Genomic DNA, 25,831 nt, shown 5'->3' with positions numbered 1-25,831 from the left:
CGAATTTTGTTAAAATAGGCAAAAATTTATCCAGCTGAGAGCCCCATGAATTCAAATAACTCAAACAACTCGACAACCAACCAATTACTGTTTAGACAAGCCAAAGCCCATATCCCTGGTGGTGTAAATTCACCTGTGCGGGCGTTTGCAGGCGTGGGGGGTACGCCTGTGTTTATCAGCCGTGCCCGTGGCAGCAAAATGTATGATACCGAAGGCAAACCCTATATAGATTATGTGGGCTCATGGGGACCGATGATTTTGGGTCATGCGCACCCCCATATTATCGAAGCGGTCAAAAATGCGGCAGATGACGGGTTAAGCTTTGGCGCCCCCACCACCTTTGAGACTACGGTGGCGGACAAAATCTGCGAATTGATTCCGAGTGTTGAATTAATCCGTATGACCAGCTCAGGTACTGAAGCCACCATGTCTGCGATTCGTCTAGCACGGGGCTATACAGGGCGCGACAAAATTGTCAAATTTGAAGGCTGTTATCACGGTCATAGCGACAGTCTGCTGGTCAAAGCGGGTTCAGGCATGCTAGATATCGGTGAACCCAGCTCAAAAGGGGTGCCTGCCGATTTTGCCAAACATACTATCACGATTCGTTACAACGACCCACAAGCCATCAAAGACTGCTTTGCGCAATTTGGCAATGACATCGCTTGTGTAATTGTCGAGCCTATCGCCGGCAACATGAACATGATTGTACCCACGCAAGAATTTCACGATACCTTGCGTGCTGAGTGTACCGCGCATGGCGCTGTGCTAATTTTTGATGAAGTGATGACTGGGTTTAGGGTTGGCTTACAGTCAGCGCAAGCCCATTTTGGCATCACACCAGATTTGACCACGTTTGGTAAAATCATCGGTGCAGGTCTGCCAGTCGGGGCGTTTGGTGGTAAACGTGAGATTATGGAATGTATCGCGCCGTTAGGCGGTGTGTATCAAGCAGGTACCTTATCAGGCAATCCACTGGCGATGCGTGCCGGTATTGCCATGTTTGATTTGCTCACGGCTGAGGGTTTTTATGACGCATTAAGCGAAAAAGTCGTTTACTTGACGGATAATCTTGAACAGTTGGCGAAAGAGGTGGGTATTGGCTTTAAAACCACGCGCTGTGGCGGTATGTTTGGGATGTTCTTTACTGATAGCGATACATTGCCACAAAACTTTGAAGAGGTATGTCAATGCGATGCGCAAAAATTTGCGACCTTCTTCCACGGTATGCTCGATCGCGGTGTGTATCTTGCACCATCCGCCTTTGAGGCAGCATTTATAAGTAGTGAGCATTCGCAAGAGGACTTAGATGCCACGTTGCAAGCGGCAAAAGACGTGTTTAAAGATATGGCAAATAAAGCTTAACTTAATTATTTAGGTTTAAAAAAGGCTATTGTTTAACGTAGCCTTTTGTATTGGCTGCTAATTTGGCGCACTGGCGTTTTGTGGGATTTGCTTGAGAAATTCAGTCGCTTGGTCGATATTTTGTCGTTGCTCAGCCATATCTTTTCTTTGAAAATAATTTATTAAAGAACTAAGTGTCAACAGTAAAGCCGAGATTGCCATACACCATAGCGTTATTTTTTTGAGTTTTTCATTATTCATTTTATCATGCCTAAATCCATCAAATGTTATGCTAATATAGCACTTTTCAATGAATCATGACGAAGTAATATGGCTTTAACTGCAGAAAAAATTGCTCGATATAACGAAGAAGAGAAGCTAAAACCGCAAAGCTTTTTTGATGAGTTTGCCAAATCTGTTACCCTATATCGCGATGACGACATTTGGGTCATCGACAAACCGCACGGGCTGTTATCCGTGGATGGTAAAGAACTCAAAGTAAGCTTGCAATCTCGTTTGCTCAAAGCCGACCCCAACGTCAAACTTATTCACAGACTTGATATGGACACCTCAGGCATTATTATTTTTGCGCGTCATAGCGAGGCGCAAAGCCATATCAGCAAACAATTTATCGAGCGTATTCCGAGCAAAGAATACCAAGCGCTGGTCTGGGGAACGCCGCCACAGCAAGGCGAAATCGATGTGCCGGTGCGCTACGACCCACCACAAAAACCCAAGCATATCGTCGATATGAATTGGGATAAACGCGCCTATACGAAATATGAAACCTTGCACCACGAACTGCGTGAGGGTAAGGCAGTTAGCCGTGTCGCCTTGTATCCTGTCACAGGGCGCAGTCATCAACTACGCGTCCATATGCTCCATATCGGACATGTGATGCTTGGCGACCCCATCTACGCGCAAGATGTATTGGACGGTCAAGCGTTTGATTTATCGCCTAGGCTTTGCTTGCATGCACGCAAATTGCGTTTAAAGCATCCCAATACGGGTGTATGGATGGAATGGGAAAGCCCCGTGCCGTTTTAACCGCGTAGGTTGTTAGCAATCTATTTTTTAAAATGATAACGTTTAGAGTGCTGTTTTCATCCTAAGGTTAGCAGCAAAAAAGGGGCATAATCACCATGCCCCTTGTTTAATTACCCATGTTGGTGCAACCAATCAAGGGTTTGCTGCCAAAGTAGCTGGTTTTGTCGGCTAAAAAACTTCATATGACCGATATGCTGTAAGCCATAATCTTTGGGCTGTAGTGTTTTGGTGGTGGCTTGCATGTTAGGAAACACCCGAATCATATCGGCGACATTCTTATCATTAGCGATATCATCATCTGGGGCATTCACCCACAGTGCAGGCAAGTTAACCTCATTGTAATAGTGGGTTTTCACTGTTTTACCAAAAGCGGTTTTGATATAGCCTGCGCCATTGCACCAATCTCGCCACTGTTTGGCGACGTTTTTGGGCAAGTCTTCGCCCATGCCAATCTTGCTTGATTGGGTATAGCCAAACAACACATTGGACACGGGAATAAATACATCCATAAACCACATGGCTTTGGCACGATATGGCATCGCCATATTGCGGATTTGCCCAGATGAACAGGCAACGTTAAACACGGATGTGAACTTGTGATAATTGGGCATCAAACCAAATAATTGACCGCCTGCGCTATGACCGACCAGATGATAGCTGGTATTGGGAAACTCTTGAATCAGCCTATCAAGCACCGCAGTCATATCGTAGCGTCCCCAGCTAATCAATGATGCATTAGAGTGCTTGAGGTCACCTTGCATCGACTCGCCAATATCTTCATTGTCATAGCTGATGACGCCATAGCCATGCTCCATTAAATACTGTGCAAAATTTTGATAAAACTGCCGTTTGATACCTGTTGCGGGCGCAATCATCACTGCTGCTTTAACCGTATCGGGACGAAACACAGTCGCCGCCAGTGTGGCAGGGTGTTTGGTGGCTATTTGAATGGTTTCCTGGGTAGGGTGTGAGGCTAAGGCTGACGGTGTTTTTAGATTTAGGTTCGACATGACTGTTATCTTCCTTGGTAATCAACTTTTTATACAAGCTTATACGAGCGCTTTTTATACGAGTACTCAGCCAAATGTTGACAAATGATGATAAGACTCGTTTAAAACCGACTATAGCAAACAATTTATCGGTGCAAAAAAGTTATCATGAACATAACAGTCATAAAAAAAGCAATCAGCGGCGGCTAATTGCTTGCTTGAATCGTTGACGAAAAAACTAAGGGGTTTTCACAACAACTTTTTGGTTGGTGTTGATTAAAATCTCAGAAGGTCCATCAACGGTAACGCGCACTTGGTTATTATTAGGGCGCTGTGAGCGAAAATATTGGTCTTCAGCAGGGGTACAGCCCAAGCAGCGATCGAGTGCCGCCAGTGGCTCAAGAATCAGCTTGCGTTCTACCTGATCGATTTCATCGTTATAGATGGTAAATGGCATACTGGCAATCGCTGTCACCACGCCGCCCACCACTGCCAATGCGCCCAATGGCTTACCCACAATGGTATCAGCGACCATGGAACCATAGGTTGGACCAAAATCTTTTTCATCAATTTCGGTAGCGGCAAAGCTGCAAGTCGTCGTTGCAACCATCAAGGCTACGGCTGACGCAATCGTATTTAATAGTTTCATAGCAGGTTCCTAACTGGCAGCAAGCCCCCATTAACGAGGTAACTAGCTAACTAACTAAATAAATAATTAATTAATTAGGCAACTAGATAACCAAATAATTGGGGTCGACTGACAGGTTGTACCTAACAAGTTTTGCTAGGTTGTTGCTGAATAGTTCAGGAACATTACATCAATTTTGCCAAGAATTATCAAGTAAAATTGTCTTTGCTGCAGGTTTTTTTACGTTAAAGCAGAGCCGTTATTTTTTTAAGCGTTTTTTTGAGTGGTTTTTTCACTGATTTTTTCACGGTTTTTTTATGGTTATCAGCGGCTGGCAAGTGGGACAGAATGTGCTCGCCCGCTGATTGATTTTGACGTTTTCGATGGTAGTGCCACAGCTTGGGCAATCAACGCCTTTATGCCCATACACCAATAACGTCTGCTGAAAATACCCCGTTTGTCCATCGGCTACGGTAAAATCTTTTAACGTTGAGCCACCTTTTTCAATCGATGTTTGTAGGACTTGTCGAATATGGGCGACCAAGGTGGTGAGCTGTTCGTGGCTGATGAGATAGGCAGGGGTCAACGGATGAATTTTTGATAAAAATAGGCTTTCGGTTGCATAGATATTGCCCACACCGACCACAATCTCTTGCGCCATAATCACCGATTTGATGGGGCGTTCAATCGGTTTTTTGCGATTGTGGATATGGTGATATAGATAGTCAGCGCTAAAGTCTTCTGACAACGGCTCTATACCCAAATGGGTAATCAGTTTGTCTTCATAGTCCTCTAGCCACAGTAGCATGCCAAACCGCCGTGGGTCATGATAATGCAGTTGGGTGAGTTTTTTACCATCATTAAACGTCAAAATCACGTGATCGTGTTTACGCTTGTCAAACCCCACAGGATGCTGCTGTAAGCTACCCGACATACCTAAGTGGATGAGTAACTTTTTTAGCGCCACGCCCCCGTCAAAGGTGAGAATCAGATATTTGGCGCGGCGCTCAATGTCGACAAGTTGATAATCTACCAAACTCACCAAGTCATCAGGCACCGCCCAGCGCAATTTGGGCTGAAAGACGCTAACTTTTTCAACGGTTTGATTGAGCAAAGGTTGCAGACTCGTGGCTGTCGTCTGCACTTCGGGCAATTCTGGCATATGCCGCGTGACTCCTATTTAAAGCATTAAGACTTGTTGTTATTGACGATACGACGCGCCAAGATAATACCATGTTGCTGCTCTAGTTTTGCGAGCAGCTTAGATAACTGACTTAGCCCCGTCACTTCTATGGTAAAATTCAACCGCGCGATATCATCATCCCCGCTTAGGGTATCGACTTGGCGGATATTGACATTTTCTTGGTCGATGATTTGGGTCAGGTCTTTGAGTAAGCCCCGCCTGTCATACGATTCAAGGTATATTTGTACCAATTGGCTTTTGCCTTTATTGCCATACCAAGCGGCACTAATGGCGCGTTCAGGCTCCCGCTCCACCAGTCGTTCGTATTCGACGCAATCACTACGGTGGACGGATACGCCATTGGACTGGGTGATATATCCTGCAATTGACTCACCTTGCACAGGCGAGCAGCAATTTGCCAAGTGAATAGCAATGTTATCCAAGCCATCGACTTCGATTTTATACGCATCTAGCTTGCCTGTGGCTTTGGGGTGAATACTGGGGATAAGCTCAGTATCAGTGACTTCGGGTTCTAAATCTAGATGACGACTGATATGACCGGTCAAATTATGCAATTCAACGTTGCCATTGACTAGTCCTACCAAAATATCATCACTGTTTTTGGCATTAAAAAATTTGACGTAATCATTTAAATCGATACTGTTAGGGTGTACCGACATGCGCGCCAATTCTTTGGTTAATATGTGCTTACCTGTTTCGATATTTTTATCACGGTCTTGCTTATTAAACCATTGGCGCAATTTGCTACGAGCGCGACTGGTATTGATATAACCTAAGGATGCCACTAGCCAATCACGGTTTGGCTCGCGTGATTGCTTGGTAATAATTTCAACTTGTTCGCCTGTTTTGAGCTGATAGGTGAGCGGCACATAGCGTTTGTTGACGCGAGCGGCTTGGGCGCGATTGCCGACATGGGTATGCACATGATAGGCAAAATCAAGCACAGTTGAGCCTTTGGGCAATTCGATGATATCGCCATCACGACTAAACACATAAATCCGCTCAAATTCCCCAAAATCAACGACTTGTTCTTCTTCATCGAGCTCGCCATGCTCATGCTCAACATGTTTATCTAGTACAAATTTTAACGGGTCATGATTGTCAGCATTTTCTTGATTGAGCAATAACTGACGCAGTGAGCTGATTTTTTTGGTCAGATAGTCGTCTTTTTTGTTTTTGGTACCTTCTTTGTAGTTGACGTGTGCACACATGCCAAGTTCAGCTTCATAGTGCATGTCAAAGGTACGAATTTGTACTTCAAGCGATTTGTTCTCAGCAATCACCGCGGTATGTAGCGAGCGATAGCCATTGGTTTTTGGGTTGGTGATATAGTCATCAAACTGTTCGGGAATATAGCGCCACAAACCATGCACCAGCCCCAATACGTGATAACAATCGGCATTGTTATGCACCAGTACCCGCAGTGCGCGGATGTCATATAACTGGTCAAACGACAGTGATTTGAGTTTCATCTTACGATAAATCGAGTAGATGTGTTTGACACGACCGGTGATTTCCCCGTCAATCCCTTGGGCAGCTAACGCCTCACGCAGTTGTTGGGCAACCCGGTCGATATAGGTTTCGCGCTCGCTACGTTTTTCAGAGAGTAATTTGGCGATTTCTTTGTAGCGGTCAGGCGCAAGATAACGAAACGATAAGTCCTCAAGCTCCCATTTAAGCTGTGCAATACCCATACGATGCGCTAGCGGCGCGTAGATTGTCATGACCTCACGCGCGACCCGTTGCTGACGCTCAGGACTAGCATACGACAGCTCTCGCATCGCAAAAGTACGCTCAGCTAATTTGATTAGCACCACGCGCACATCGTTGGTCATCGAGATGAGCATGTTATAAATGCCTGATAACTGCTCGCGCTGGTTGTTATTAAAGTGGTCTTCTAAGCGCTTGTTGTTTTCTATCAAATCAGACAGTCGCCCCAGCGCTAGGGTTTCTTGCACCAGCTCTGCGACTTCATCGCCAAAGGTGGCTTGGATTTGTTTGGGAGTAAAAATTTGGATACGCGCGGCACGATATAACATCGCAGCAACGAGCGTGGCTTCATCTTGGTACAGATAACCCAAAATATCGGCAATCCCAATCCCAGTCAAAAACGCATTAGAGCGGTTGCTTTCGGTACTTAAATCTTGATTTTTGAGTAGTTGACAGGCTTTGGTCAGCTCAGGCAGCTCAGTGAGATGAGCGCGTTTTGCCATCGATGCCAGCCAAGCTTCGGTATCAATGGTATGCTCATCGATGATGTGGCTGGCAGGCTCAGAGACAATGGGCAAGTCAGTATGGGTGAAATGACGCTGGCTGGCAGTGATACTCGCAATCATCGTGGTACTATCATGATCAACGTCTTTTCCATCCAATAGCGGCAAACTTTCTCGTATTTTTACCATGTCAATTCTACACCTTACTTACCAGATTTCCTCAAAGAGCAAAAAAACTAACCTTGTTCATTTAAAATTATCAACTCACTTTCCCTGTGAGTTTTTGTGTGATTAAGTTTGATTTGATACTGCGCTAGCAATAATAAAATATGACAGAGTAGTCGCTATAGCAGCGCGTTTTAGCTATGATAGTGCGTTGGTTTTGGGCGTGTTAACCCTTAAAATAAATGTTAAACGTTAAAATAAAGTAAATGCCATAGTCACTTTATATATCTTAACCGTTTTATATATCATAACCGTTTTGGGGTGCCCATGTTTAGCCATTTAACACTAACTTTATTACGCTTACTCATGTGTTAATTTTATTAAGATGTGTCTATTAGCAAACAATTGCAAGTCAACCCGTCGATAAAATTTTTGTATCACTCAAGTTAGTGTCAGTCAACTGCCCAATCAGTGATTTGCCCGAACTTCAATCCAAACTAGGATAAAACTATCTTGTTCAGTATAGGTGAGTTTAATGAAATTACCATCTCATTTTGTTACAAATGCGACTACTATAGCGTCAGATTTTACCATGACCCGCTCAAAAAGCCTTGCAAACTTTGGTAAAACCCTGTCAATGTTGGCGATAACGCTGACTTTATCGCTTGGATTGACAGGGTGTGATTATTTTCAAACCCAAACCGACGCTAACTCGCCCATTGGTGCCAAACAAATTGCCAAACTGATTCCCAAACGTGGACAAGATAGCAAAAGCTGGGCACAAGACATCAACCAAATTTTTGATACCCTAAAAATAGAAAAAAACGCGCAAAATATTTGTACCGCTGTTGCCATTATTGACCAAGAGTCCAATTTTAAAGCCAATCCGCCCGTCGCGAATTTGGGGCAATCAAGCCTAAAAGCGATGAATGAGGAGTTGGAAGAAAAATTGGGCTCAACGCTAGCCCCGTATTTTCGCACCATGCTAAAAACTGAGCCCACGCCTGACAACAGCTTTGAAAAACAAATCGCTAAAGTCAAAACCGAAGAAGAACTTGACGACATTTATCATCAGATGTTTGCGTATTTTTCAAGCAAATATTATGCCAGCAAACTGAACAGCGTTACCAAATTGGTGGGTGGGGATATCGAAGAAAAATTAGACCCGATTACCACGTTAGGCTCAATGCAGGTGCAAGTAAGTTATGCGCGTGACCATCGCCGGATGAGTGGCAATAACCTTGAACTGCGTAAAGACCTATATAGCCAATATGGCGGATTGTACTATGGTATCCATCGCTTACTACTGTATAAAGCCAATTATCAAGACCCGATTTATCGCTTCGCTGACTACAACTCAGGGATGTATTCAAGCCGTAATGCGGCTTTCCAAAAAATGCTGCACGAGTTATCCAAAGCCGAAATAGACTATGACGGGGATTTATTGATTTATGAAAAAGGCAATAAAATCAGTGCCAATATCAGCCAAAGTGAGCAGGCGCTGATATCAATGATACAACAAGGCATGATTAGCCTGACGGAGCGACAAGTGCGCATGGACTTGGCAAAAGAAAAAAGCCAAGATTTTGAAAATACCGAAACCTATCGCACCATCGGTAGTCTTTACAAAATGAAAACTGGCAAAAATGCACCTACCGCCATCATGCCACAAGTGGTCATCTCTGGGGCAAAGCTTAGCCGTGACTACAATACCAAATGGTACGCTGACAAAGTCAACGTACGCTATTTAAATTGTATGAATAAAGCCAAATTTTAGCGTTTCTCAAATCTTGCAATACTTTCCACATGCCCTGTGTGCGGGAACATATCCATCACGCCCGCGTGGGTGAGCTTGTAGCCTTTGTCAAGCAGCACGGCGGTATCGCGGGCAAGCGTAATCGGATTGCACGACACATACACAATGCGTTTGGCATTGAATTTATCCAGATACTGCATCACTTCTAAGGCACCTGAGCGAGGTGGGTCAATCAGCAGTGCATCGACTTGCCCAACCCAAGGCTCACTCGAGAAATCTTTGGTTAAATCTTGGGCAAAAAAGTCGGTATGGTGCAAGCCGTTGGCGGAGGCATTCATTTTGGCGCGCTGTGTCATCTCACTGCTACCTTCCACCCCAATCACAAAGCCAGTTTCACCCACTTGACGTGCCAGTGGCAGACTAAAATTGCCCAAACCGCAAAATAAATCAAGCACTCGCTCGCCTGGCTTCAAATCTAACAAATCAATTGCCAGCTTGGTCATTTTACGATTGACTGACAAATTGACTTGGGTAAAATCCAGTGGTGAGAATTCAAACGTCACATCAGACTCTGGCAACCGATAAAACAAACCGCCCGTCGGTGGCACGGTCAGGCTTGATGGGCGCGCATGGGCAGTATTTTCATACAATGGGTCAATACGATGTACCGTGTCGCTACCTTTGGGCTGTAAGAATAACTGCCAGTTACGCTCGGCAAAAAAAGCTTGCAGTTTTGCGATATCATGCTCACCTAAAGCCACCATATGACGGACAATAACGGCAATTGATTTTTTGCTATCGATAACATCATCAAGCGTTTCACCCATCGCTAATTCAAGCTGTGGAATATGGTCACGGGCGTCAAGCGAGCTAATAAGCGCTTTTAAGTTCTCAATTTCAAAGCCGACACGCGGGTCAAGTATATGGCATTCATTTAAATTTGCCAAAAAATTACTGGCGCGCTCACGAAAACCGACCAATGCTGTGCCTTTTTTCTCAACATAGCGCACGCCCATACGTGCCTTGGTGCGGTAGCCCAAACGGTCAGCAACCAATGGGGGAAGCCAGTTTTCAGGCTGGATATGGGCTTGGTGTTCGAGCAGCTCTGCCAGTACCGATTGCTTAAATTGAATCTGCCCATCGGGTTGCCAGTGCTGTAAGCTACAGCCACCACACACCCCGAAATGCGGGCAAGGTGGGGTCGTGCGTTGAGGGTTTGGGTTTGCCAACACTTCAAGCGCGTCACCTTCTTCCATACTTTTACGTGAGCCTGTGATTTTGACGCTCACGGTCTCGTTGGGTAGCGCAAAGCTGACGAATACTTTTTTGCCATGTTTATCAAGGTGATGGTCGGGTTGGTCACCGTAAGTTGCCACGCCCCTTCCGTCATGGGCAAGGTTGGTCACTGTTAGGGTAACGGGTGGGGCGTCTTGCAAACGTTTACGCACCCGCGCGGTGGGTTTGATTTTTTTGCTTGGGTTTTTGGTGAGTTGCGAAGACGGAGTTTGGTCAGCGGTAGCGTTTGACATTTATTAAAAAACCTATTTAATCGAGGGTCAGTGTAAATATTTATTACAAAATTCATCAAAATTTTGCGGTTATGATAGCTTAAAATGGATTTTTTTTATATCAATACCTGACTTTACATCGCTCAAAGAAGAAGGTTTGGATGTGATTGCATAACTGGTCATCACTTATCATAGGGCATTCTTTAAATGCTTTAAAATTTTACCACTAACAAATGAGCCAAGTGGTTATTTTTAAAAAGCAAAGTTGTGCTATGATGGTGTTTTATCCGTTAGCTATATAGGTTAATCGACACCATCATGCACGAACTAGAACTCAAGTTTGCTGTCCCAAGCTATCAACAAAGCGTCTTAAGAAAAAACATCGACACCAAAACTGCGCGGCAACAGCGGCTATCGGCGTATTATTTTGATACCCCCAATCAAGACCTTGCCAAAAAAGGCATTGCCCTGCGTATCCGCTTTGAAGACAGCCAGTGGGTACAAACCCTCAAAACAGCGGGTGATGGCGTTGCCAAACGCGTTGAGCTCAATACGGTGCTAAGCCTGACGAGTACGCCAGATACCCTTGATGTTAGTAGCCTTGTGCCCGATGTTTCACTGATTACAGAGCCAACAGTCGTAGCGCAGCTGACTAGCATCATGCCGCTCGACCAGCTTGCTCAAGCCTTAACTGTGCAATATTTTACCGATGTGCAGCGCATTTCTCGCCAAATTAAGAAAAACAACAGCCGCATCGAAATCGCTTATGATATCGGCAAAGTTGGCATAGGTCGCCTAACCTCACGAAAATCCGCCAATAATCATGGGTTAACCCAATCGGATATTCATGAAATTGAATTTGAACTCCTTGAAGGTGACCCAAGTGATTTGATTGAGGTGGCTAAAACTTGGTGTAAGAAATACAAATTATATTTATCAACCGTTACCAAAGCCCAGCGGGGTAGTCTGCTACTCGCGAATAAGCAATTTGCCCAGCCTGTCAAAGCGGATTTGGCTGTGCTGCAATTACACAAAGGCATCAGCCAATTTGCGTTTTTGCAGGCAGTGGTCAATAACTGCCTAGTGCAGATTTTGCCCAACGCCTCTGCAATTGCTGAAGGCAGCCCCGATGGCAACTTAGTACATCAACTGCGTGTCGGTATTCGCCGTTTGCGTACTGCCCTCAAACATTTCAAATTTGCCCAAGATTATATCGACCCAAATTGGCTGATGGTACTCAAACAAACCTTTAGCCTGTTAGGGGAGTATCGCGATAAAGAAATCTTGCAAATAAAAACCCAGCCCCTGCTAGAATCAGTCGGTGCACCGCATGTCGAGTGGTCAACGGCAGTCGATATCATGCCGATTGATGCCGTCAGAGCCAATGATTTTCAAATTCTGCTCTTAGAGCTGATTGGTTTTACCCATTTGCCCGTACCTGCGGATAATCCAAAAGCCAAAGCCCCAGTTGCCAAAAAGTTAGAAAAATTATTTACCGCGATTGCTGCGGCGAGTGATAAATTTGCCAGTCTTGATACTGACAGCCAGCATGGTGTCCGTAAAGACCTCAAAAGCCTGCGGTATGTCAGTGAATTTGCTGCGCCGCTTTTTGCTAGCCAAACCAATGGCAAAAAAGGAAAAAAAGCGACTAAGCTCAACGCCTTTTTGCAATACTTAGAGCCTGCACAAGACGTACTCGGTGAGTATAATGACAATGTGGTCGGTCATGCTAACTATCTTGAGAAAGCCAAAACCGACCCGAATGCGCTATTTGCGGTGGGTTGGTTTAGCGGGCGTGAGCAAGCCAGTAGCGAGCAATGCGCGGTGAGTCTAAAAACAGTGAAAAATGCGCCAAAGTTTTGGTCATAGTTTGGCTTGATTGTATGTATGTAAATAATAGAGAATAAAATAAAAGTGCCTGTAAAAGTGGCTGATGCCTGTAAAAGTTCCTGAGTAGAAAGCACCAATCAGTCAATCACTATATTACTAGTTGGATCAGTCATGGACGACATCATTCAGCCGCTAATCTCGATACCGACCACAGAAACCATGATGTATATTGTCGGTTTTGTGGAATTTTTATTGAGCTTTGCTTTTGCCTTATTATGGTTTATCTGTTTTTCAAATTATGATAAGCAGTCTCGCATTATCAAGAAAGTCATTATTGCCCATGCAGTAGGCTGGCTTGTATTAATATTTGTAGGTCTGTTGTTGATTCCGAACGAGCGTGCTGGTAGCTACTTGGATGTTTATGCCAACCTTGCTTTAGCCAATATCGGATTTATGATGGTGTTGGCGGGTGTATGTGCTATGCTCATCGCAAGTGTTCCCAAAACAGGCATTGCCTTTACGTTATTGCTTGCCGTTGTGTTCTCTGCGATTGGGGGTAAGGGCATTGGCGATTTTTTATCCCCCACACCGATGCACGCCAAAATCGATTGGATGAGTTTTAATGACACGGATTCCAAATTAAGTAGCCTGCATGTCGGCATTGAACATAGTGATTTGCAACAAGCGCCTTCTACCCAATTGGCTAAAACACTGCAAGAACATGGCTGGCTTGATAACATCACCTTTGCAAACCCAGAGAATTTAACGCCGCCCATTGCCATGGATTTGGTACAAGCGCCATATTCTGGGTATTTATACCTGCCTGAAGAATATGGATTTACGCGTTATGGCAAAATGCTGTTTGGCGTTTTATCGGCAAGTTGGCTGATTATTTTGTTCTCTGCCCTGATGTTACTGCTTAAGGCTAGCAAACAGCTACCGAAAAAGAAGCTTGATTGACCCAATTTTTTAGTGATTGGCAATCAAATTTATATAAAAAAGCCAATACCGTCAGATATTGGCTTTTTGCTTTTATTGTAACGCCTATCAAAACGCGTATTGGAAAATTATTTTCCGTAAACTTTTAAGCGTTTTTCGATAGGTTCAAAGGTTTTTTCACCTGCTGGGGCGGCGATACCACCAAATACCATCTGCGCAATGAGTTTCCAGTTGCTATCGATGTTCCATGTTTCTGCCACTTTTTCATCAATCACGCCATTATAATGCTGTAAGTTTGCACCGATGTTGAGCGCGGCTAAGGCGTTCCAAATCGCATATTGGTGCATGGCACTGGTGTGTTCTGCCCATACTGGGAAATTATGCGCATAAAGTGGGAATTGTTCTTGTAAGCCTTTGACCACTGATTGGTCTTCAAAATACAAGATAGTCCCTGCACCGGCTTTAAACATGGCCATCTTATCGGCAGTTGATTTGAATTTTTCATCATCATTCACCATAGCGCGTAGCAAATCTTCGGTGATTTGCCAAAGTTTTTGGTGGTCTTCACCAAACAATACTACCAAGCGGCTTGACTGTGAGTTGAATGAAGAGGGGGTGTGTAACACGGCATGTTCAACCAGTTTAACTACCTCATCTTTTGAGACAGGCAATTGGTCATTGAGCATATAGATAGAACGGCGAGTTTCTGCGATAGTGTGTAAAGTTTCAACTGACATAATCAGCTCCTTTTCATTGTTATTTGATAATCAATCTACCTTATTAAAGCCGATTGATGTGACACGGTTATTATATGCCTAAAATACTAATAAATAAAAACTATTTTGTAATTTTTTTTAACAAATAATCATATTTATTAATTTTTTCTAATATATTATTAAGGTTAACTTTGATAAATTTAAGGCAAAATTTCGACCGCTGTACCAATATCCACTTGGTCATACAGTGCAATAATGTCTTGATTGCGCATACGGATACAGCCATGAGAAAGCGGAATGCCCATTGGCTCAGTATTGGGCGTCCCATGAATGTAAATGTAACGCGCCTTGGTATCGCACACCCCTTGCTCATTGGCGCCTTTGTTAAATCCCTCTTCATAGCCATCTAACCACAAAATCCGCGTCAAAATCCAGTCTCGATTGGGAAATGTGGTTGCCAAATGATCGTCATAAATTTCGCCGGTAAATTGACGTGCCACAAATACACTGTTGATAGGTAAATTATCACCAAATTTTTCGCTAATCACGTGCGCACCGAGCGGTGTACAGCCAGTATCCTGCAGTTGTCCAATACCATTTTTGGCAGTAGAGATGGGGTAAGTTTGTGATTGGTTACTACTAAGACATAAAGTAAGCTGTTGTTTTTCAATTGAAATAATGATTTTTGGGTAAGACATAATTGACTCGTTCAACATTAAGCTTAGACTATCATAACAAAAAAGCCCATCATATTCATGACAGGCTTTTTAAGAAAAATTTGAAAACATACAAGCACTTATTTAATGTCAGCAGTGGATACCCACAAGGTAGAATCGGCAATGTTCACAAAGCCATTTTTGGCTAATACCCAGCTAAACTTGATGCCTTTGGGCAGGGTCTGCACCACGGGGCATAGACGATTGGGACAAGAACGTACAATCGCATCTTTGTTGGTTTGTGCTCGATGAACGCTATCGGCTTGCGCAGTGAGTGGTAAAACCACCCATACCAAAGCTGCAGCCAAATTTGTCAGTTTATACTTATCAAGAAATGATTTAATGATCGCGCTCATGATTTTTCAGAAAATACAGTCAAATAAATACAGCCAAATAGTGAGAAAATTTTATCAAAAAATTATCTATCAAAACAAAAAAACTATTGTCATATTCACGTAAAAATACTGTGACAATAGGTATAAAAAAACCCAAAAAAGAAAAAGGCCTACGAAAACGTAAGCCTTTTTAATTTGGTCGGAACGGCGGGATTCGAACTCGCGACCCCTTGCACCCCATGCAAGTGCGCTACCAGACTGCGCTACGCCCCGAAAGGTGTACTATTCTACCAAAAATGACAGAATTTGCAATACCAACTTATCCAATTAGTTCTTTTAACAGCTGATTAACTTGAGCCGGGTTGGCTTTACCTTTGGAGGCTTTCATCACTTGACCGACAAGACCGTTAAAGGCTTTTTCTTTACCTGACCTGTACTCATCGACCATCGCTTGGTTGTTTTTCAACACGTCTTCGACAATCGCTTTAATCGCGCCTGTATCGGTTTCTTGTTTTAAACCTTTATCGGCAATGATTTTATCCACGGCTGTTTCATCGTCACCGCCTTCGCCAGCGAATAGGGCGATAAAGGCTTGCTTAGCCAGCTTGCCTGATAGCGTATTGTCTTTGATACGCGCTAGCAGTTTGGCAAATTGGACGACTGAAATCGGGCTTTGCTCAATGGTTTTTTCATCTTTGTTGAGCGCGCCGAGCAGGTCACCCATTATCCAGTTAGCAGCCAGTTTGGCGTTATCATGACCGACTTTTGCGACTACCTGTTCAAAGTAATCAGCCAGCGAACGGCTAGCGGTTAAAATACGGCTATCGTATTCAGGTAAGCCAAGCGCCGATTGAAAACGCTCACGACGTGCCACTGGCAATTCTGGCATGGCGTTTTTGATTTGTTCAAAAGTTGCGGTATCAATATGCACAGGTAAAAGGTCAGGGTCTGGGAAATAGCGGTAGTCGTTGGCTTCTTCTTTGGTACGCATTGAGCGCGTTTCGTCTTTGTCGGGATCGTACAGGCGAGTTGCTTGTATGACTTTGCCGCCGTCTTCAATCAAGTCAATTTGACGCTCGATTTCCACCGTGATGGCGCGCTCGATAAAGCGAAACGAGTTAAGGTTCTTAATCTCACAGCGAGTACCCAAGTCGGCACCGGGTTTTCGTACGGAGACGTTACAGTCGGCACGGAATGAGCCTTCCGCCATAATGGCATCAGAAATACCGAGCCAAGTGACCAACTGGTGAATGGCTTTGACATAGGCAACCGCCTCGGCAGCTGAGCGCATATCAGGCTCTGAGACGATTTCAATCAGCGGCGTACCGGCACGGTTTAAATCCACGCCCGTCATTTGTGGCACCGCATCATGCACCGATTTGCCCGCATCTTCTTCTAAGTGAGCACGGGTAATGTGAATACGTTTGGGGTATTCGTTTTTTTCACCTTCATTGACCACGATGTCGATATAGCCTGTACCGACAATCGGGTGCGCCATTTGGCTGATTTGGTAGCCTTTTGGCAAATCGGGATAAAAATAATTTTTACGGTCAAAGGCATTCATCATACCAATTTCAGCATTGACGCCAAGCCCAAACATCACCGCTTTTTCTACCACATCTTTGTTGAGTACAGGCAGCGCCCCTGGCATGGCTAGGTCAACGATATTGGCTTGGGTGTTGGGTTCTTGCCCAAATAGCGTTGAAGCCGATGAGAAAATTTTGGTGTTGGTATTGAGTTGGCAGTGGATTTCGATACCGATAACCACTTCATAGCCATCCACTAAAGGCGCTTGCGGTTTATTTTCGTTTGTCATAACAAGGCTCCTTAGGCTTTGGCGATGGGTGATAGTTGTTGGTGAAAATTAGTGACTTGCTGATACGCATCGGCAGTTTTCAGTAGTGTCTCTTCGTCCCATGCCTTTGCAATCAGCTGTAAGCCCACAGGCAGATTGTCACCATCAAAACCCACCGGATGGCTTAATGAAGGTAAACCGGCTAAATTCACGCCAATGGTATAAACATCTCCCATATAAATTTCGGCAGGGCTAAGGCTTGCACCGATTTTATAAGCCGTCGTTGGCGCAGTTGGGGTGGCAATGACATCACAGCTTTCAAAGGCTTTGGCAAAATCTTGGCTGATGAGGCGGCGCACTTTTTGCGCTTTGACATAATAGGCATCAAAATAACCCGCTGATAGCGCATAGGTACCCATCAAAATACGACGCTGTACTTCAGCACCAAAGCCTTCAGAACGTGAGCGGGTGTATAAATCTTCCAAGTTTTTTGGGCTATCACAGCGGTAGCCATAACGCACCCCATCATAACGCGATAAGTTAGATGAAGCTTCGGCTGGGGCGAGCAAATAATAAGTGGCAAGGGTGATTTCAGGTTTGGTTAAATTCACATCCACCAAGCTTGCACCCAGGGCTTGGTATTGTTTTAATGCCGCTTCTATGCCAGCTTTAACCTCGCTATTTAAGCCATCAGCAAAATACTCGGTTGGGATACCGATGCGTAACCCTTGAAGCGGTTTATCATGGCTGGCATTGGCTTGGCGTTTGCTGGTCAAACTCGCGACAAAATCGGGCACATCTTTGTTGGCAGACGTTGAATCTTTGCTGTCATGACCTGACAACACTTTGAGCAAATAAGCACAATCCTCTGCGGTTTTACCAAAACTGCCAGCTTGGTCAAAACTTGACGCATACGCCACCATGCCATAACGTGAGACACGTCCGTAAGTTGGCTTAATCCCTGTCAAACCACAAAATGACGCAGGTTGACGAATCGAGCCGCCGGTATCTGAGCCTGTGGCAAAGGGCGCAAAACCTGCCGCAACCGCTGCCGCGCTACCGCCCGATGAACCGCCTGGTACACGGCTGATATCCCAAGGGTTGTGCACGGCGCCAAAGTAAGATGACTCATTGTCCGAGCCCATCGCGAACTCATCCATACTGGTTTTGCCAAGCATGACTAAGCCTGCATTTAGGCAGTTTTCAACGATGGTGGCGTTGTAAGGCGCTACAAAATTTTCTAGCATTTTTGAGCCACAAGTGGTTAAAACGCCTTGGGTACAAAAAATATCTTTATGAGCCAGTGGCACGCCTGTCAAGTCTGTACCTTTGCCTTCTGCCAATAATTTATCGGCGGCGGCAGCTTGCGCTAACGCTTGTTCAGGCGTGACTGTGATAAAGCTGTTGATGGCTTTATCATGCTGGGCAATCCGATTGAGAAAGTGCTTGGTAAGTTCGGTACTGCTAAAGTCTTTATTTTTTAGACCTGCTGCCAATTGGGCAACCGAAAACGTATGTAGTTCAGACATAATTTTCACTTATAATTAATTAACAAAAATTTGACAAGGTATTCGATGAGCTGTGGTTTATTCAATGACCTGTGGCACAAGGTATAAACCATCAGCGACACTTGGCGCAATGGACTGATTTAGCTCACGATTGACTTCGACCCCATTACCGCCAATAACATCTTCACGCAGTGGCTGGGTCATATCATGGACATTGGTAAGCGGTGCGATATTGTCAGTATTGACCTCTGCCAAAATATCCATCATCGATAGGATTTTGCTTAGGTCATTGGCATAACTATCTGCCTGCTCAGCGGTCACGCCAAGTCGAGCAAGTTTGGCGATGTTCATAATTTCATCAGTTGAAAGCGTCTGCGACATGATGAGTTCCTTAAGTACAAACAAAAATAAAACGGACAAACAAGGCAAATGTTCGATGCGATTTTAAACCAGCCAATTATAGCAGCAGGCTATAATAAAAGAGGCTAAAACCTGATAAAAACAGTTGCATAAGTTTAGTTACTTTTAATAACAAATTTGAAAAAATAGGGTGATGTGACCTAAATAATTTGTCACAAAAAATTCGTGAATAAAGATAGAATGTGATTAAATCACTATATTTTGCGATATTTTACCGCTATAATCTAGCACTATTCTTACTAAACGCAAATTAATCGCATTAAAGTCACTATTGCCTAAACCTCTTTAAAATCATCGTCACCTTTTTTATATAAAAAAATAGCCTTTTAACTGTTAAGCGTTAAGAGTTTCTTGCTATTTTTTATGTAAAATACAGCAGCGGTAAGCAGCTTGCTTCAGATTTTTTGCTAGTGGGCACAATAGGGTGGTTTTGAAACACGGGCATTAGAAACATCGGTATTAAAAGCTTTTAAATGAACGCTTTTAAAAAATGCGTCGTTGACTCGATATGCGATTAGACACCCCGCTAATTTCTGCTTTGCTTGCAGTGTAGTTTTGTTATCACTGGGAAATGATACATGAGCCTTTTCGGATTTTTATCAAGTAATATCGCCATCGACCTTGGCACTGCCAACACGTTAATTTTCACCCCAGGTAAAGGTGTGGTACTCAATGAACCAACGGTTGTTGCGCTTCGTAGTAACCGTACCCAAAATCCTACCGTTGCAGCAGTCGGTATTGATGCCAAACAGATGCTAGGTCGTACCCCAGATAATATCACTGCGATTCGTCCACTCAAAGACGGTGTGATTGCCGATTTTGAAGTGACCCAAAAAATGCTCAAGCATTTTATCAACAAAGTGAAAGTGAAACGCTTTTTAGCCAATCCAAACGTGATTGTTTGTGTGCCTTGTAAATCTACCTTGGTAGAACGTCGTGCGATTCGTGAAGCGGTTGAATCGGCAGGCGCAAATAAAGCCTTATTGCTTGAAGAGCCGATGGCAGCTGCGATTGGCGCAGGGTTGCCCGTGCATGAAGCCAGCGGTTCGATGGTGGTGGATATTGGGGGTGGTACCACAGAGATTGCGGTGATTGCGCTATCAGGCTGTGTGTATGCCGACTCAATCCGTATCGGTGGTGATGTGTTTGATGAAGCGATTATTACTCATGTCCGCCGCACCCATGGCTGTGTGATTGGTGAAACCACGGCTGAACGCATCAAAACCGAAGTAGGCACGGCAATTGAAGACCCCGAAAACCCCTTGGAAGTGGAAGTGCGTGGTCGTAGCATGGCAGAAGGCGTGCCTAAATCATTTGTGGTGACATCCGCCGAAATCCAAAAAGCCTTAAGTGACCCTATTACTGGTATCATCTCAGGTGTCAAAGCGGCGCTTGAGCAAACCCCGCCTGAATTATCAGCTGATATCGCAGAGCGTGGTATTGTATTAACGGGTGGTGGTGCACTATTACGCAATCTTGATGAACTGATTTCACGCGAGACAGGCTTGCCGGTCACGGTAGCCGAAGACCCACTGACTTGTGTCAGCCGTGGGGGCGGTAAAGCGCTAGAGTTTATCAATAACAAAGCATTGAATATGATTTTTGTCTGATGTTAACTGATGTGTTACCGTTAACCGCTATTTTTTAATAGCGGTTTTATTGCTTTATTGACAAGATGATTTTACGATAGCTTTTTTTAAAAGATTTTTGCTATCCTTATCTGTGTTGTGCCGCTTGCTGTATTGACCGTCACGGATTTTGCTTGGATGTTACTTATGTCACTTACTATTTTTACCCAACAACCGCTTGCCATTCGCAAGACCCTTATTGTGGTGTTTGCGGCGATTGTGCTGATGTTATTGGATAGTAAAAATAGCAGTTGGTTTCAGCCAGTACGTACCGTGACCCATGCCGCCATGCAGCCCATCTATCAAGTATCGGCTTACCCAAGTTTTTTTGCAGGCTGGCTTGATAGCACCATGACCGAAAAAGAAGCATTACGCCGTGAGAATGTCCAGTTAAAAGCTGAGCTGGTGCATGCCAAAGCGCAATTGCAGCAGCAAGATTATCTTGTCGCGCAAAATGCCCGACTGCAAGGGATTTTATCTGCCACCACGCCAGACCAGTTTAATTTGCTGTTGTCGCATGTCATTGGTACCGATAGCAATCCACTGCGGCAAATGGTGGTTATCAATAAAGGCAGCAAAGACGGGGTGATTGTGGGGCAAACGGTGATTGATGAAAACGGTATTCTTGGACAAGTCGTCAATGTTTATCCCGATACCTGCCGTGTGGTGTTAATCAGTGATGACCAACAATCCGTTGCAGTGACTATCAAACGTACCGGGCAAAAAGCTATCGTATCGGGCAAAGGTAATCCGCAGTATTTGGTGCTAGATTATATCTTTAAGGCGTCGGATGTACGCATTGGCGATGAGCTTATTTCATCGGGGCTTGGTGGTCGTATTCCTGCCGGATTTCCCGTTGGGCGCGTGGCAAAAGTAGAAGCCGAGCAAGCGGGGGGCTATGCCAAGATTATGGTGAAACCCGCTGCCAATTTTATCAATACGTCTTATGTTTTACTGCTTCAGCAAAAGGTTTAAAATCACTGATTATGGTCGTCGTTCAGCGCAAAAAAACCAAACAGCATTTATATATTGTGATGGCAATCAGTTTTATCATCTCATCGGTACTTAGTGTGTATCCGCTGTCGGCAGAGATTGCGCTATTTCGTCCGATGTGGATGATCATGATGCTGATTTTTTGGCTGATATTTCAACCGACTTTAATTGGCATAGGATTGGCGTTTGTGGTTGGTTTGTTTGCTGATTTACTCACAGATAGCCGAATCGGTCAGCAAGCCTTATGTGCAGTGTTGGTGGCGTTTTTTATCAAGTTTGTCAGTGGTTATTTACGCCAATTGTCCTCAAACTTGGTATGGCTACTTGCGGGCGCCTGTTTGCTGATTTATCAACTTGGGTTAATTTTTCTGCATTTATTTACCCAAGGGGTGTTTGCTCCCCAATTACTTTATACCGTTGCCGTCAGTACCTTAATTTGGCCGCTGTTAGTCGCTGTCATGCTGCGTTATACGCGATAAGCGTATTGAGAAGTTATTATGTATCAATTTAATGCCACTATACCGATTATCTTGGCGTCCACCTCACCCAGACGGCGTGAGTTGTTAGATCAAGTTGCGGTGCCACATACTTGCGCGGCAGTCAGTATTGATGAAACACGGCTAGTAGAAGAATCGGCGATTGACTATATTGGACGTATGGTGAGTCAAAAAGCGCAAGCCGCTTTACAAGTTTTGCCAACCGCTATGACCGAGTGTGTAGTGATTACCGCCGATACTATTGGCGTATTGCCGGATGGGTCAGTGCTACAAAAACCTAGCGATTTTGCAGACGCTTGTGCGATGTGGCGGCAAATGAGCAATGCCTCGCACCAAGTATGGACCGCGGTGCAAGTGAGCCGAATGGCGCAGCGTGACGGTCAGTGGCAGATGGCTTATACTGAGCGCACTGTGGTGAGAACCGATGTCAAATTTATTGCGCTCACTGACAGCATGATGACGCATTATTGGCATACGGGCGAACCACAAGACAAAGCAGGCGGTTATGCTATTCAAGGACTGGGCGCTGCGTGGGTCAAAGCGATTGACGGTAGTTATAGCAATGTGGTTGGACTGCCGTTGGTGGAAACGTTAGATTTGCTTTCTCAGGCGATGCAAACCCATCAGTAAAAATTTACCCCATAAAAAAGCCATAAGTACAAATCTTATGGCTTTTTTTATGATGTTTTAAAGGGTTAACCCAATGTTGCTTTGACCAACTTTGAAATCAAAGCGGGGTCAGCGCGACCTGCGGTTTTGACTTTCAGCGCATTCATCACAGCGCCCATTTGCTGCATTGAAGTGGCACCTTGCTCAGCAATTTCAGCAGCTACCAAATTGGCAATTTCTGCTTCACTCATGGGTTGTGGCAAGAATTGACTAATCACATCAATCTCAAATTGTTCTTTTTGTGCCAAATCTTCCCGACCATTGACGGCAAAAATAGCGAGCGACTCTTGGCGCTGCTTGGTTTGCTTTTGTAAGATGTCTAGTACACCTGCATCATCGAGCGTTATTTGGCGGTCAATTTCGATTTGTTTTATCACCGCTTGTACGCTGCGTAGTACTTTAACTTTTTCAAGCTCACGCGCTTTCATGGCAGTTTTGACCACATCGGTCAGGGTGTCTTTTATGGTACTCATGGTTTTAACGCTCCTTAATGTTAGCTAATGGCGTTTTTAAAATTGTGGTTAGCAACATAGCATAAAAAAATCCACTTAACAAAGTGGATTTTATCATTTACTGGTATTGGGTTGTCTGTCGACAAATTACCTTAGTAAAGACGAGTTGTGCGTACTGATTCACGTGACATTTTCTTTTTGTAACGTTTTACCGCAGCTGCTTTTTTGCGTTTACGTTCTTGAGTTGGTTTTTCATAGAACTCATGTTTACGTACATCTGCTAAAATACCGGCTTTCTCACAAGCACGTTTAAAGCGGCGAATTGCGATATCTACAGGTTCGTTCTCTTTTACCTTTACTGCTGGCATGTAGACTCCTTAAGTCTAGGCTTATTGATAGACAGTTACCGTGCTATCAACAAAGCGGGGTTAGTGGGTCAGGAACATTAATCCGGCTGTATAGGTGATTATTAGCCAACCTACCCATGGTTTGGCATCAGCTCAGATTAGGATAAAAATAGGTGCGAATTTTAACTAAATATTGAATGTAAGTCAATGTAAATTTTAGCTTTTTAATAAACTGTTAAATTAGAAAATCCTTCTCTTAGCCAATTGCCCTGTTTCATCTAGCCAATAAAAAATTTTTACCCGTTAGCGTAACAAAATACACAATGATAGTAATGATTTAGCAAGGTGGCTTTAAAATGTTATTTTATTCATACCGCAGTAATGCTAATATAGTCACTAATTCTCATGTAATAACAACATACCGCCAAATGTCGCACTAGCCATTTGCCAGTCGGCATTACCACGCAAAATATTACCATGCAAAATAGTTTGTAGGGCTATTAAAAATTTATACATTGATGTGAAATTAGATTTCACCTTATTTGAAAGGAAAAGGTTATGCTACCGATATCAACACGCAATGCCACGCTAGCCAGTCTTATGATTGCCTTGGGCCTTACCATGAGCGCATGTAGTAAGCATGAATCAGCCGAAAGCAAACCAACCGAAGAAATTGCCGCACAGCAAGGTGAAATCGCTCGTGCAAACCATCCCATGCCAGTGGCTTCACAGCCTGCTTCATTTGTGCCACCGACAGCTGCCTCAGCCGCTGCCACCACGACGACAGCAACTGCTACCCCAGTTTCTGCTGATGCTGGCGAAAAATTGTTTGGTAGTGTATGTACCACTTGTCACACAGCAGGCTTAATGGGCGCACCAAAACTTGCTGATAAAGCCGCTTGGGCACCTCGCATTGCGCAAGGTAAAGACACGCTTTATAAACACGCCATCGGCGGCTATCAAGGAAAAGCCGGTGTAATGCCAGCCAAAGGTGGTAGTCAAGCCTCGGATGAGGAAGTAAAAGCTGCCGTTGATTATATGGTCTCAAAAGCAAGCTAATAGGTAATGCGCCATTTATAAAATAAAGGCTATATGTTCAAGCCTATGCAACAACTAGTATCTAGCACTTCACTAAATCCAGTCACTAGCAAAATAGTTGGCTGGTTTTTTTTATACGTTTTTTATACCCAATGTGCTTTGTTTTAACCCGCAGTTTGGTTATGATGAATCACTATGTTCAATCACCAAACCCTGTTAAGAAACCGCTATGACACCTGCCGTTAATCTTGCCAAAAAACTAAAAATCAACTTCCAATTACATGAATACCATCATGACGCGCATAGTGAAAGCTATGGGCTTGAAGCGGCAGAAAAACTACAAGTTGAGCCAAAGCGGGTATTCAAAACCTTGGTGGTGCAAGACGACAATGACAAACTCGCTGTTGCGATATTGCCTGTTGAGCATTTGCTAAACCTAAAAAAAATCGCCAAAGCCATCGGTAGTAAAAAAGCACAAATGGCAGATCCCAAATTGGTAGAACGTACCACAGGCTATGTGCTAGGTGGGGTAAGCCCGCTCGGTCAAAAAAAACGCCTGCCCACGGTCATCGATCAGTCGGCACAACACTTTGCAACCATTTATTGTAGTGGCGGTAGACGCGGCTTGGAAATTGAGTTGTCGCCGTCAGATTTAGCAGGCGCAGTAAACGCCAAATTTGCAGATTTAATTCAAGAGTAAAGGATAACACCATGCCCAATGTCATTATTGAAGTGAGTCACGACCATCTTATTAGTCAGCCTGATAACCTATTAGCACGGGTCAATGATACGTTATGGCAGTCTGGCAGTTTTAAGCTACAAAGTGATATCAAATCACGTATCTACTACCCAAATCAAGTATTGGTGGGACTGACCGATAGCGGAGATGAAGCCTTTGTTATGGCGCATTTTTATCTGATGCCAGGGCGTGATGACGCTACCATTCAATCATTGGCGCAGCGGATTGCCGACGCTATCAAAGCGCATCTGCAGGAATTCGAAAGTGAGGTGCCTGTTGGCAGTTTACAGATTTGTGTCAATTCCACCACGCTAAGCGCCAATTATGTCAAGCAGTATGTCGAATTCAAATAGAG

26 protein-coding genes and 1 tRNA gene are annotated in these 25,831 nt (G+C 44.2%); 12 read left to right on the top strand and 15 right to left on the bottom strand.

Features of this window, described 5'->3' with window-relative positions; all coding sequences use genetic code 11:
* The first annotated feature begins 45 nt into the window (after positions 1-45).
* Positions 46-1,365 (top strand): glutamate-1-semialdehyde 2,1-aminomutase, encoded by a 1,320-nt coding sequence (hemL, locus tag RTP55_RS07035; protein WP_312385188.1) that lies wholly within the window; start codon positions 46-48, stop codon positions 1,363-1,365.
* A gap of 57 nt (positions 1,366-1,422) precedes the next feature.
* Here hemL and RTP55_RS07030 read toward each other — a convergent pair whose 3' ends face one another.
* Positions 1,423-1,605, bottom strand: a complete 183-nt coding sequence (locus RTP55_RS07030) for a hypothetical protein (RefSeq protein ID WP_160001213.1) — start codon at positions 1,603-1,605, stop codon at positions 1,423-1,425.
* Between the two features lie 69 nt (positions 1,606-1,674).
* Here RTP55_RS07030 and RTP55_RS07025 point away from each other — a divergent pair, with 69 nt between their 5' ends.
* A complete protein-coding gene (locus tag RTP55_RS07025; protein ID WP_312385174.1) occupies positions 1,675-2,391 on the top strand; it encodes an RluA family pseudouridine synthase in 717 nt (238 codons plus the stop codon).
* A 110-nt stretch (positions 2,392-2,501) separates the two neighbouring features.
* Here the strand turns inward: RTP55_RS07025 and RTP55_RS07020 are convergent, their stop codons facing one another.
* The 4 genes from RTP55_RS07020 to RTP55_RS07005 all read right to left on the bottom strand — a co-directional run bounded on the left by RTP55_RS07020 (position 2,502) and on the right by RTP55_RS07005 (position 7,614).
* Positions 2,502-3,401, bottom strand: coding sequence for an alpha/beta hydrolase family protein (locus RTP55_RS07020; RefSeq protein WP_312385171.1), 900 nt, complete (start codon positions 3,399-3,401; stop codon positions 2,502-2,504).
* 217 nt (positions 3,402-3,618) lie between these two features.
* On the bottom strand, positions 3,619-4,029 hold the full coding sequence (locus tag RTP55_RS07015) for a hypothetical protein (RefSeq protein ID WP_065262556.1): 411 nt from the start codon (positions 4,027-4,029) through the stop codon (positions 3,619-3,621).
* A gap of 283 nt (positions 4,030-4,312) precedes the next feature.
* Positions 4,313-5,170, bottom strand: coding sequence for a bifunctional DNA-formamidopyrimidine glycosylase/DNA-(apurinic or apyrimidinic site) lyase (gene mutM / locus RTP55_RS07010; RefSeq protein ID WP_312385169.1), 858 nt, complete (start codon positions 5,168-5,170; stop codon positions 4,313-4,315).
* Between the two features lie 26 nt (positions 5,171-5,196).
* Positions 5,197-7,614 carry a RelA/SpoT family protein gene (locus RTP55_RS07005; protein WP_312385167.1) on the bottom strand — a complete coding sequence of 806 codons (2,418 nt, stop codon included), beginning with the start codon at positions 7,612-7,614 and terminating at the stop codon, positions 5,197-5,199.
* 568 nt (positions 7,615-8,182) lie between these two features.
* Here RTP55_RS07005 and RTP55_RS07000 point away from each other — a divergent pair.
* Entirely contained in the window at positions 8,183-9,367 is a 1,185-nt protein-coding gene (locus RTP55_RS07000; RefSeq protein ID WP_312385224.1) for a DUF1615 family protein, read from the top strand.
* Here RTP55_RS07000 and rlmD read toward each other — a convergent pair.
* Positions 9,364-10,875: a 23S rRNA (uracil(1939)-C(5))-methyltransferase RlmD gene (gene rlmD / locus RTP55_RS06995; protein ID WP_312385165.1), complete on the bottom strand. Its 1,512-nt coding sequence runs from the start codon at positions 10,873-10,875 to the stop codon at positions 9,364-9,366. The genes RTP55_RS07000 and rlmD overlap by 4 nt on opposite strands.
* 297 nt (positions 10,876-11,172) lie before the next feature.
* On the opposite strand from rlmD, the gene RTP55_RS06990 reads away from it, so the two are divergent.
* Positions 11,173-12,723: a CYTH and CHAD domain-containing protein gene (locus RTP55_RS06990; protein WP_312385164.1), complete on the top strand. Its 1,551-nt coding sequence runs from the start codon at positions 11,173-11,175 to the stop codon at positions 12,721-12,723.
* Between the two features lie 132 nt (positions 12,724-12,855).
* A complete protein-coding gene (locus RTP55_RS06985) occupies positions 12,856-13,644 on the top strand; it encodes a hypothetical protein (RefSeq protein ID WP_312385163.1) in 789 nt (262 codons plus the stop codon).
* 107 nt (positions 13,645-13,751) lie between these two features.
* Here RTP55_RS06985 and RTP55_RS06980 read toward each other — a convergent pair whose 3' ends face one another.
* From RTP55_RS06980 to gatC, 7 genes are all read right to left on the bottom strand, one after another.
* Positions 13,752-14,360 carry a nitroreductase family protein gene (locus tag RTP55_RS06980; RefSeq protein ID WP_159375223.1) on the bottom strand — a complete coding sequence of 203 codons (609 nt, stop codon included), beginning with the start codon at positions 14,358-14,360 and terminating at the stop codon, positions 13,752-13,754.
* A gap of 179 nt (positions 14,361-14,539) precedes the next feature.
* Positions 14,540-15,037 (bottom strand): L,D-transpeptidase family protein, encoded by a 498-nt coding sequence (locus RTP55_RS06975; RefSeq protein ID WP_312385161.1) that lies wholly within the window; start codon positions 15,035-15,037, stop codon positions 14,540-14,542.
* A 98-nt stretch (positions 15,038-15,135) separates the two neighbouring features.
* Positions 15,136-15,411, bottom strand: a complete 276-nt coding sequence (locus tag RTP55_RS06970) for a hypothetical protein (RefSeq protein ID WP_312385159.1) — start codon at positions 15,409-15,411, stop codon at positions 15,136-15,138.
* Positions 15,412-15,586: 175 nt separating this feature from the next.
* Positions 15,587-15,663 (bottom strand) — tRNA-Pro (locus RTP55_RS06965).
* Positions 15,664-15,709: 46 nt separating this feature from the next.
* Entirely contained in the window at positions 15,710-17,206 is a 1,497-nt protein-coding gene (gatB, locus tag RTP55_RS06960; protein WP_312385157.1) for an Asp-tRNA(Asn)/Glu-tRNA(Gln) amidotransferase subunit GatB, read from the bottom strand.
* Between the two features lie 11 nt (positions 17,207-17,217).
* On the bottom strand, positions 17,218-18,714 hold the full coding sequence (gene gatA, locus RTP55_RS06955) for an Asp-tRNA(Asn)/Glu-tRNA(Gln) amidotransferase subunit GatA (RefSeq protein WP_312385155.1): 1,497 nt from the start codon (positions 18,712-18,714) through the stop codon (positions 17,218-17,220).
* Positions 18,715-18,771: 57 nt separating this feature from the next.
* Positions 18,772-19,074 (bottom strand): Asp-tRNA(Asn)/Glu-tRNA(Gln) amidotransferase subunit GatC, encoded by a 303-nt coding sequence (gatC, locus tag RTP55_RS06950; protein WP_060995645.1) that lies wholly within the window; start codon positions 19,072-19,074, stop codon positions 18,772-18,774.
* A 617-nt stretch (positions 19,075-19,691) separates the two neighbouring features.
* Here gatC and RTP55_RS06945 point away from each other — a divergent pair.
* The 4 genes from RTP55_RS06945 (at position 19,692) to RTP55_RS06930 (ending at position 22,861) form a co-directional block, all read left to right on the top strand.
* A complete protein-coding gene (locus RTP55_RS06945) occupies positions 19,692-20,723 on the top strand; it encodes a rod shape-determining protein (protein ID WP_007115517.1) in 1,032 nt (343 codons plus the stop codon).
* A gap of 165 nt (positions 20,724-20,888) precedes the next feature.
* Positions 20,889-21,716 carry a rod shape-determining protein MreC gene (mreC, locus tag RTP55_RS06940; RefSeq protein WP_036598406.1) on the top strand — a complete coding sequence of 276 codons (828 nt, stop codon included), beginning with the start codon at positions 20,889-20,891 and terminating at the stop codon, positions 21,714-21,716.
* A gap of 11 nt (positions 21,717-21,727) precedes the next feature.
* Positions 21,728-22,213, top strand: coding sequence for a rod shape-determining protein MreD (gene mreD / locus RTP55_RS06935; protein WP_312385151.1), 486 nt, complete (start codon positions 21,728-21,730; stop codon positions 22,211-22,213).
* A gap of 18 nt (positions 22,214-22,231) precedes the next feature.
* Entirely contained in the window at positions 22,232-22,861 is a 630-nt protein-coding gene (locus tag RTP55_RS06930) for a Maf family protein (protein ID WP_219331669.1), read from the top strand.
* 65 nt (positions 22,862-22,926) lie between these two features.
* Here the strand turns inward: RTP55_RS06930 and RTP55_RS06925 are convergent, their stop codons facing one another.
* A complete protein-coding gene (locus tag RTP55_RS06925) occupies positions 22,927-23,373 on the bottom strand; it encodes a GatB/YqeY domain-containing protein (protein WP_312385146.1) in 447 nt (148 codons plus the stop codon).
* A 131-nt stretch (positions 23,374-23,504) separates the two neighbouring features.
* Positions 23,505-23,720 (bottom strand): 30S ribosomal protein S21, encoded by a 216-nt coding sequence (gene rpsU, locus RTP55_RS06920; protein WP_007115522.1) that lies wholly within the window; start codon positions 23,718-23,720, stop codon positions 23,505-23,507.
* Between the two features lie 537 nt (positions 23,721-24,257).
* Here rpsU and RTP55_RS06915 point away from each other — a divergent pair.
* The 3 genes from RTP55_RS06915 to RTP55_RS06905 all read left to right on the top strand — a co-directional run bounded on the left by RTP55_RS06915 (position 24,258) and on the right by RTP55_RS06905 (position 25,829).
* Entirely contained in the window at positions 24,258-24,758 is a 501-nt protein-coding gene (locus RTP55_RS06915; protein ID WP_144918030.1) for a c-type cytochrome, read from the top strand.
* Between the two features lie 208 nt (positions 24,759-24,966).
* The gene (gene ybaK, locus RTP55_RS06910) at positions 24,967-25,437 is read left to right on the top strand and encodes a Cys-tRNA(Pro) deacylase (protein ID WP_007115525.1); all 471 of its coding nucleotides are present in this window, start codon (positions 24,967-24,969) and stop codon (positions 25,435-25,437) included.
* Positions 25,438-25,448: 11 nt separating this feature from the next.
* A complete protein-coding gene (locus RTP55_RS06905) occupies positions 25,449-25,829 on the top strand; it encodes a 5-carboxymethyl-2-hydroxymuconate Delta-isomerase (RefSeq protein ID WP_144918031.1) in 381 nt (126 codons plus the stop codon).
* The last annotated feature ends 2 nt before the right edge of the window (positions 25,830-25,831 follow it).

The organism is Moraxella sp. CTOTU47579 (assembly GCF_032004885.1).
GTDB classification, from domain to species: Bacteria; Pseudomonadota; Gammaproteobacteria; order Pseudomonadales; family Moraxellaceae; genus Faucicola; species Faucicola tetraodonis.
This window is presented reverse-complemented; position numbering and strand designations above follow the sequence as displayed.

Excerpts from the sequence above, each read along its gene's own strand:
- rlmD (WP_312385165.1), bottom strand. The coding sequence starts at position 10,875 with ATGTCAAACGCTACCGCTGACCAAACTCCGTCTTCGCAACTCACCAAA.
- RTP55_RS06915 (WP_144918030.1), top strand. The coding sequence starts at position 24,258 with ATGCTACCGATATCAACACGCAATGCCACGCTAGCCAGTCTTATGATT.
- RTP55_RS07030 (WP_160001213.1), bottom strand. The coding sequence starts at position 1,605 with ATGAATAATGAAAAACTCAAAAAAATAACGCTATGGTGTATGGCAATC.
- RTP55_RS07005 (WP_312385167.1), bottom strand. The coding sequence starts at position 7,614 with ATGGTAAAAATACGAGAAAGTTTGCCGCTATTGGATGGAAAAGACGTT.
- RTP55_RS06975 (WP_312385161.1), bottom strand. The coding sequence starts at position 15,037 with ATGTCTTACCCAAAAATCATTATTTCAATTGAAAAACAACAGCTTACT.
- gatA (WP_312385155.1), bottom strand. The coding sequence starts at position 18,714 with ATGTCTGAACTACATACGTTTTCGGTTGCCCAATTGGCAGCAGGTCTA.
- RTP55_RS07015 (WP_065262556.1), bottom strand. The coding sequence starts at position 4,029 with ATGAAACTATTAAATACGATTGCGTCAGCCGTAGCCTTGATGGTTGCA.
- RTP55_RS07025 (WP_312385174.1), top strand. The coding sequence starts at position 1,675 with ATGGCTTTAACTGCAGAAAAAATTGCTCGATATAACGAAGAAGAGAAG.
- gatB (WP_312385157.1), bottom strand. The coding sequence starts at position 17,206 with ATGACAAACGAAAATAAACCGCAAGCGCCTTTAGTGGATGGCTATGAA.
- RTP55_RS07020 (WP_312385171.1), bottom strand. The coding sequence starts at position 3,401 with ATGTCGAACCTAAATCTAAAAACACCGTCAGCCTTAGCCTCACACCCT.
- RTP55_RS06945 (WP_007115517.1), top strand. The coding sequence starts at position 19,692 with ATGAGCCTTTTCGGATTTTTATCAAGTAATATCGCCATCGACCTTGGC.
- RTP55_RS07000 (WP_312385224.1), top strand. The coding sequence starts at position 8,183 with ATGACCCGCTCAAAAAGCCTTGCAAACTTTGGTAAAACCCTGTCAATG.
- RTP55_RS06925 (WP_312385146.1), bottom strand. The coding sequence starts at position 23,373 with ATGAGTACCATAAAAGACACCCTGACCGATGTGGTCAAAACTGCCATG.
- RTP55_RS06905 (WP_144918031.1), top strand. The coding sequence starts at position 25,449 with ATGCCCAATGTCATTATTGAAGTGAGTCACGACCATCTTATTAGTCAG.
- mutM (WP_312385169.1), bottom strand. The coding sequence starts at position 5,170 with ATGCCAGAATTGCCCGAAGTGCAGACGACAGCCACGAGTCTGCAACCT.
- RTP55_RS06970 (WP_312385159.1), bottom strand. The coding sequence starts at position 15,411 with ATGAGCGCGATCATTAAATCATTTCTTGATAAGTATAAACTGACAAAT.
- RTP55_RS06990 (WP_312385164.1), top strand. The coding sequence starts at position 11,173 with ATGCACGAACTAGAACTCAAGTTTGCTGTCCCAAGCTATCAACAAAGC.
- mreD (WP_312385151.1), top strand. The coding sequence starts at position 21,728 with ATGGTCGTCGTTCAGCGCAAAAAAACCAAACAGCATTTATATATTGTG.
- mreC (WP_036598406.1), top strand. The coding sequence starts at position 20,889 with ATGTCACTTACTATTTTTACCCAACAACCGCTTGCCATTCGCAAGACC.
- RTP55_RS06980 (WP_159375223.1), bottom strand. The coding sequence starts at position 14,360 with ATGTCAGTTGAAACTTTACACACTATCGCAGAAACTCGCCGTTCTATC.
- rpsU (WP_007115522.1), bottom strand. The coding sequence starts at position 23,720 with ATGCCAGCAGTAAAGGTAAAAGAGAACGAACCTGTAGATATCGCAATT.
- gatC (WP_060995645.1), bottom strand. The coding sequence starts at position 19,074 with ATGTCGCAGACGCTTTCAACTGATGAAATTATGAACATCGCCAAACTT.
- RTP55_RS06930 (WP_219331669.1), top strand. The coding sequence starts at position 22,232 with ATGTATCAATTTAATGCCACTATACCGATTATCTTGGCGTCCACCTCA.
- hemL (WP_312385188.1), top strand. The coding sequence starts at position 46 with ATGAATTCAAATAACTCAAACAACTCGACAACCAACCAATTACTGTTT.
- RTP55_RS06985 (WP_312385163.1), top strand. The coding sequence starts at position 12,856 with ATGGACGACATCATTCAGCCGCTAATCTCGATACCGACCACAGAAACC.
- ybaK (WP_007115525.1), top strand. The coding sequence starts at position 24,967 with ATGACACCTGCCGTTAATCTTGCCAAAAAACTAAAAATCAACTTCCAA.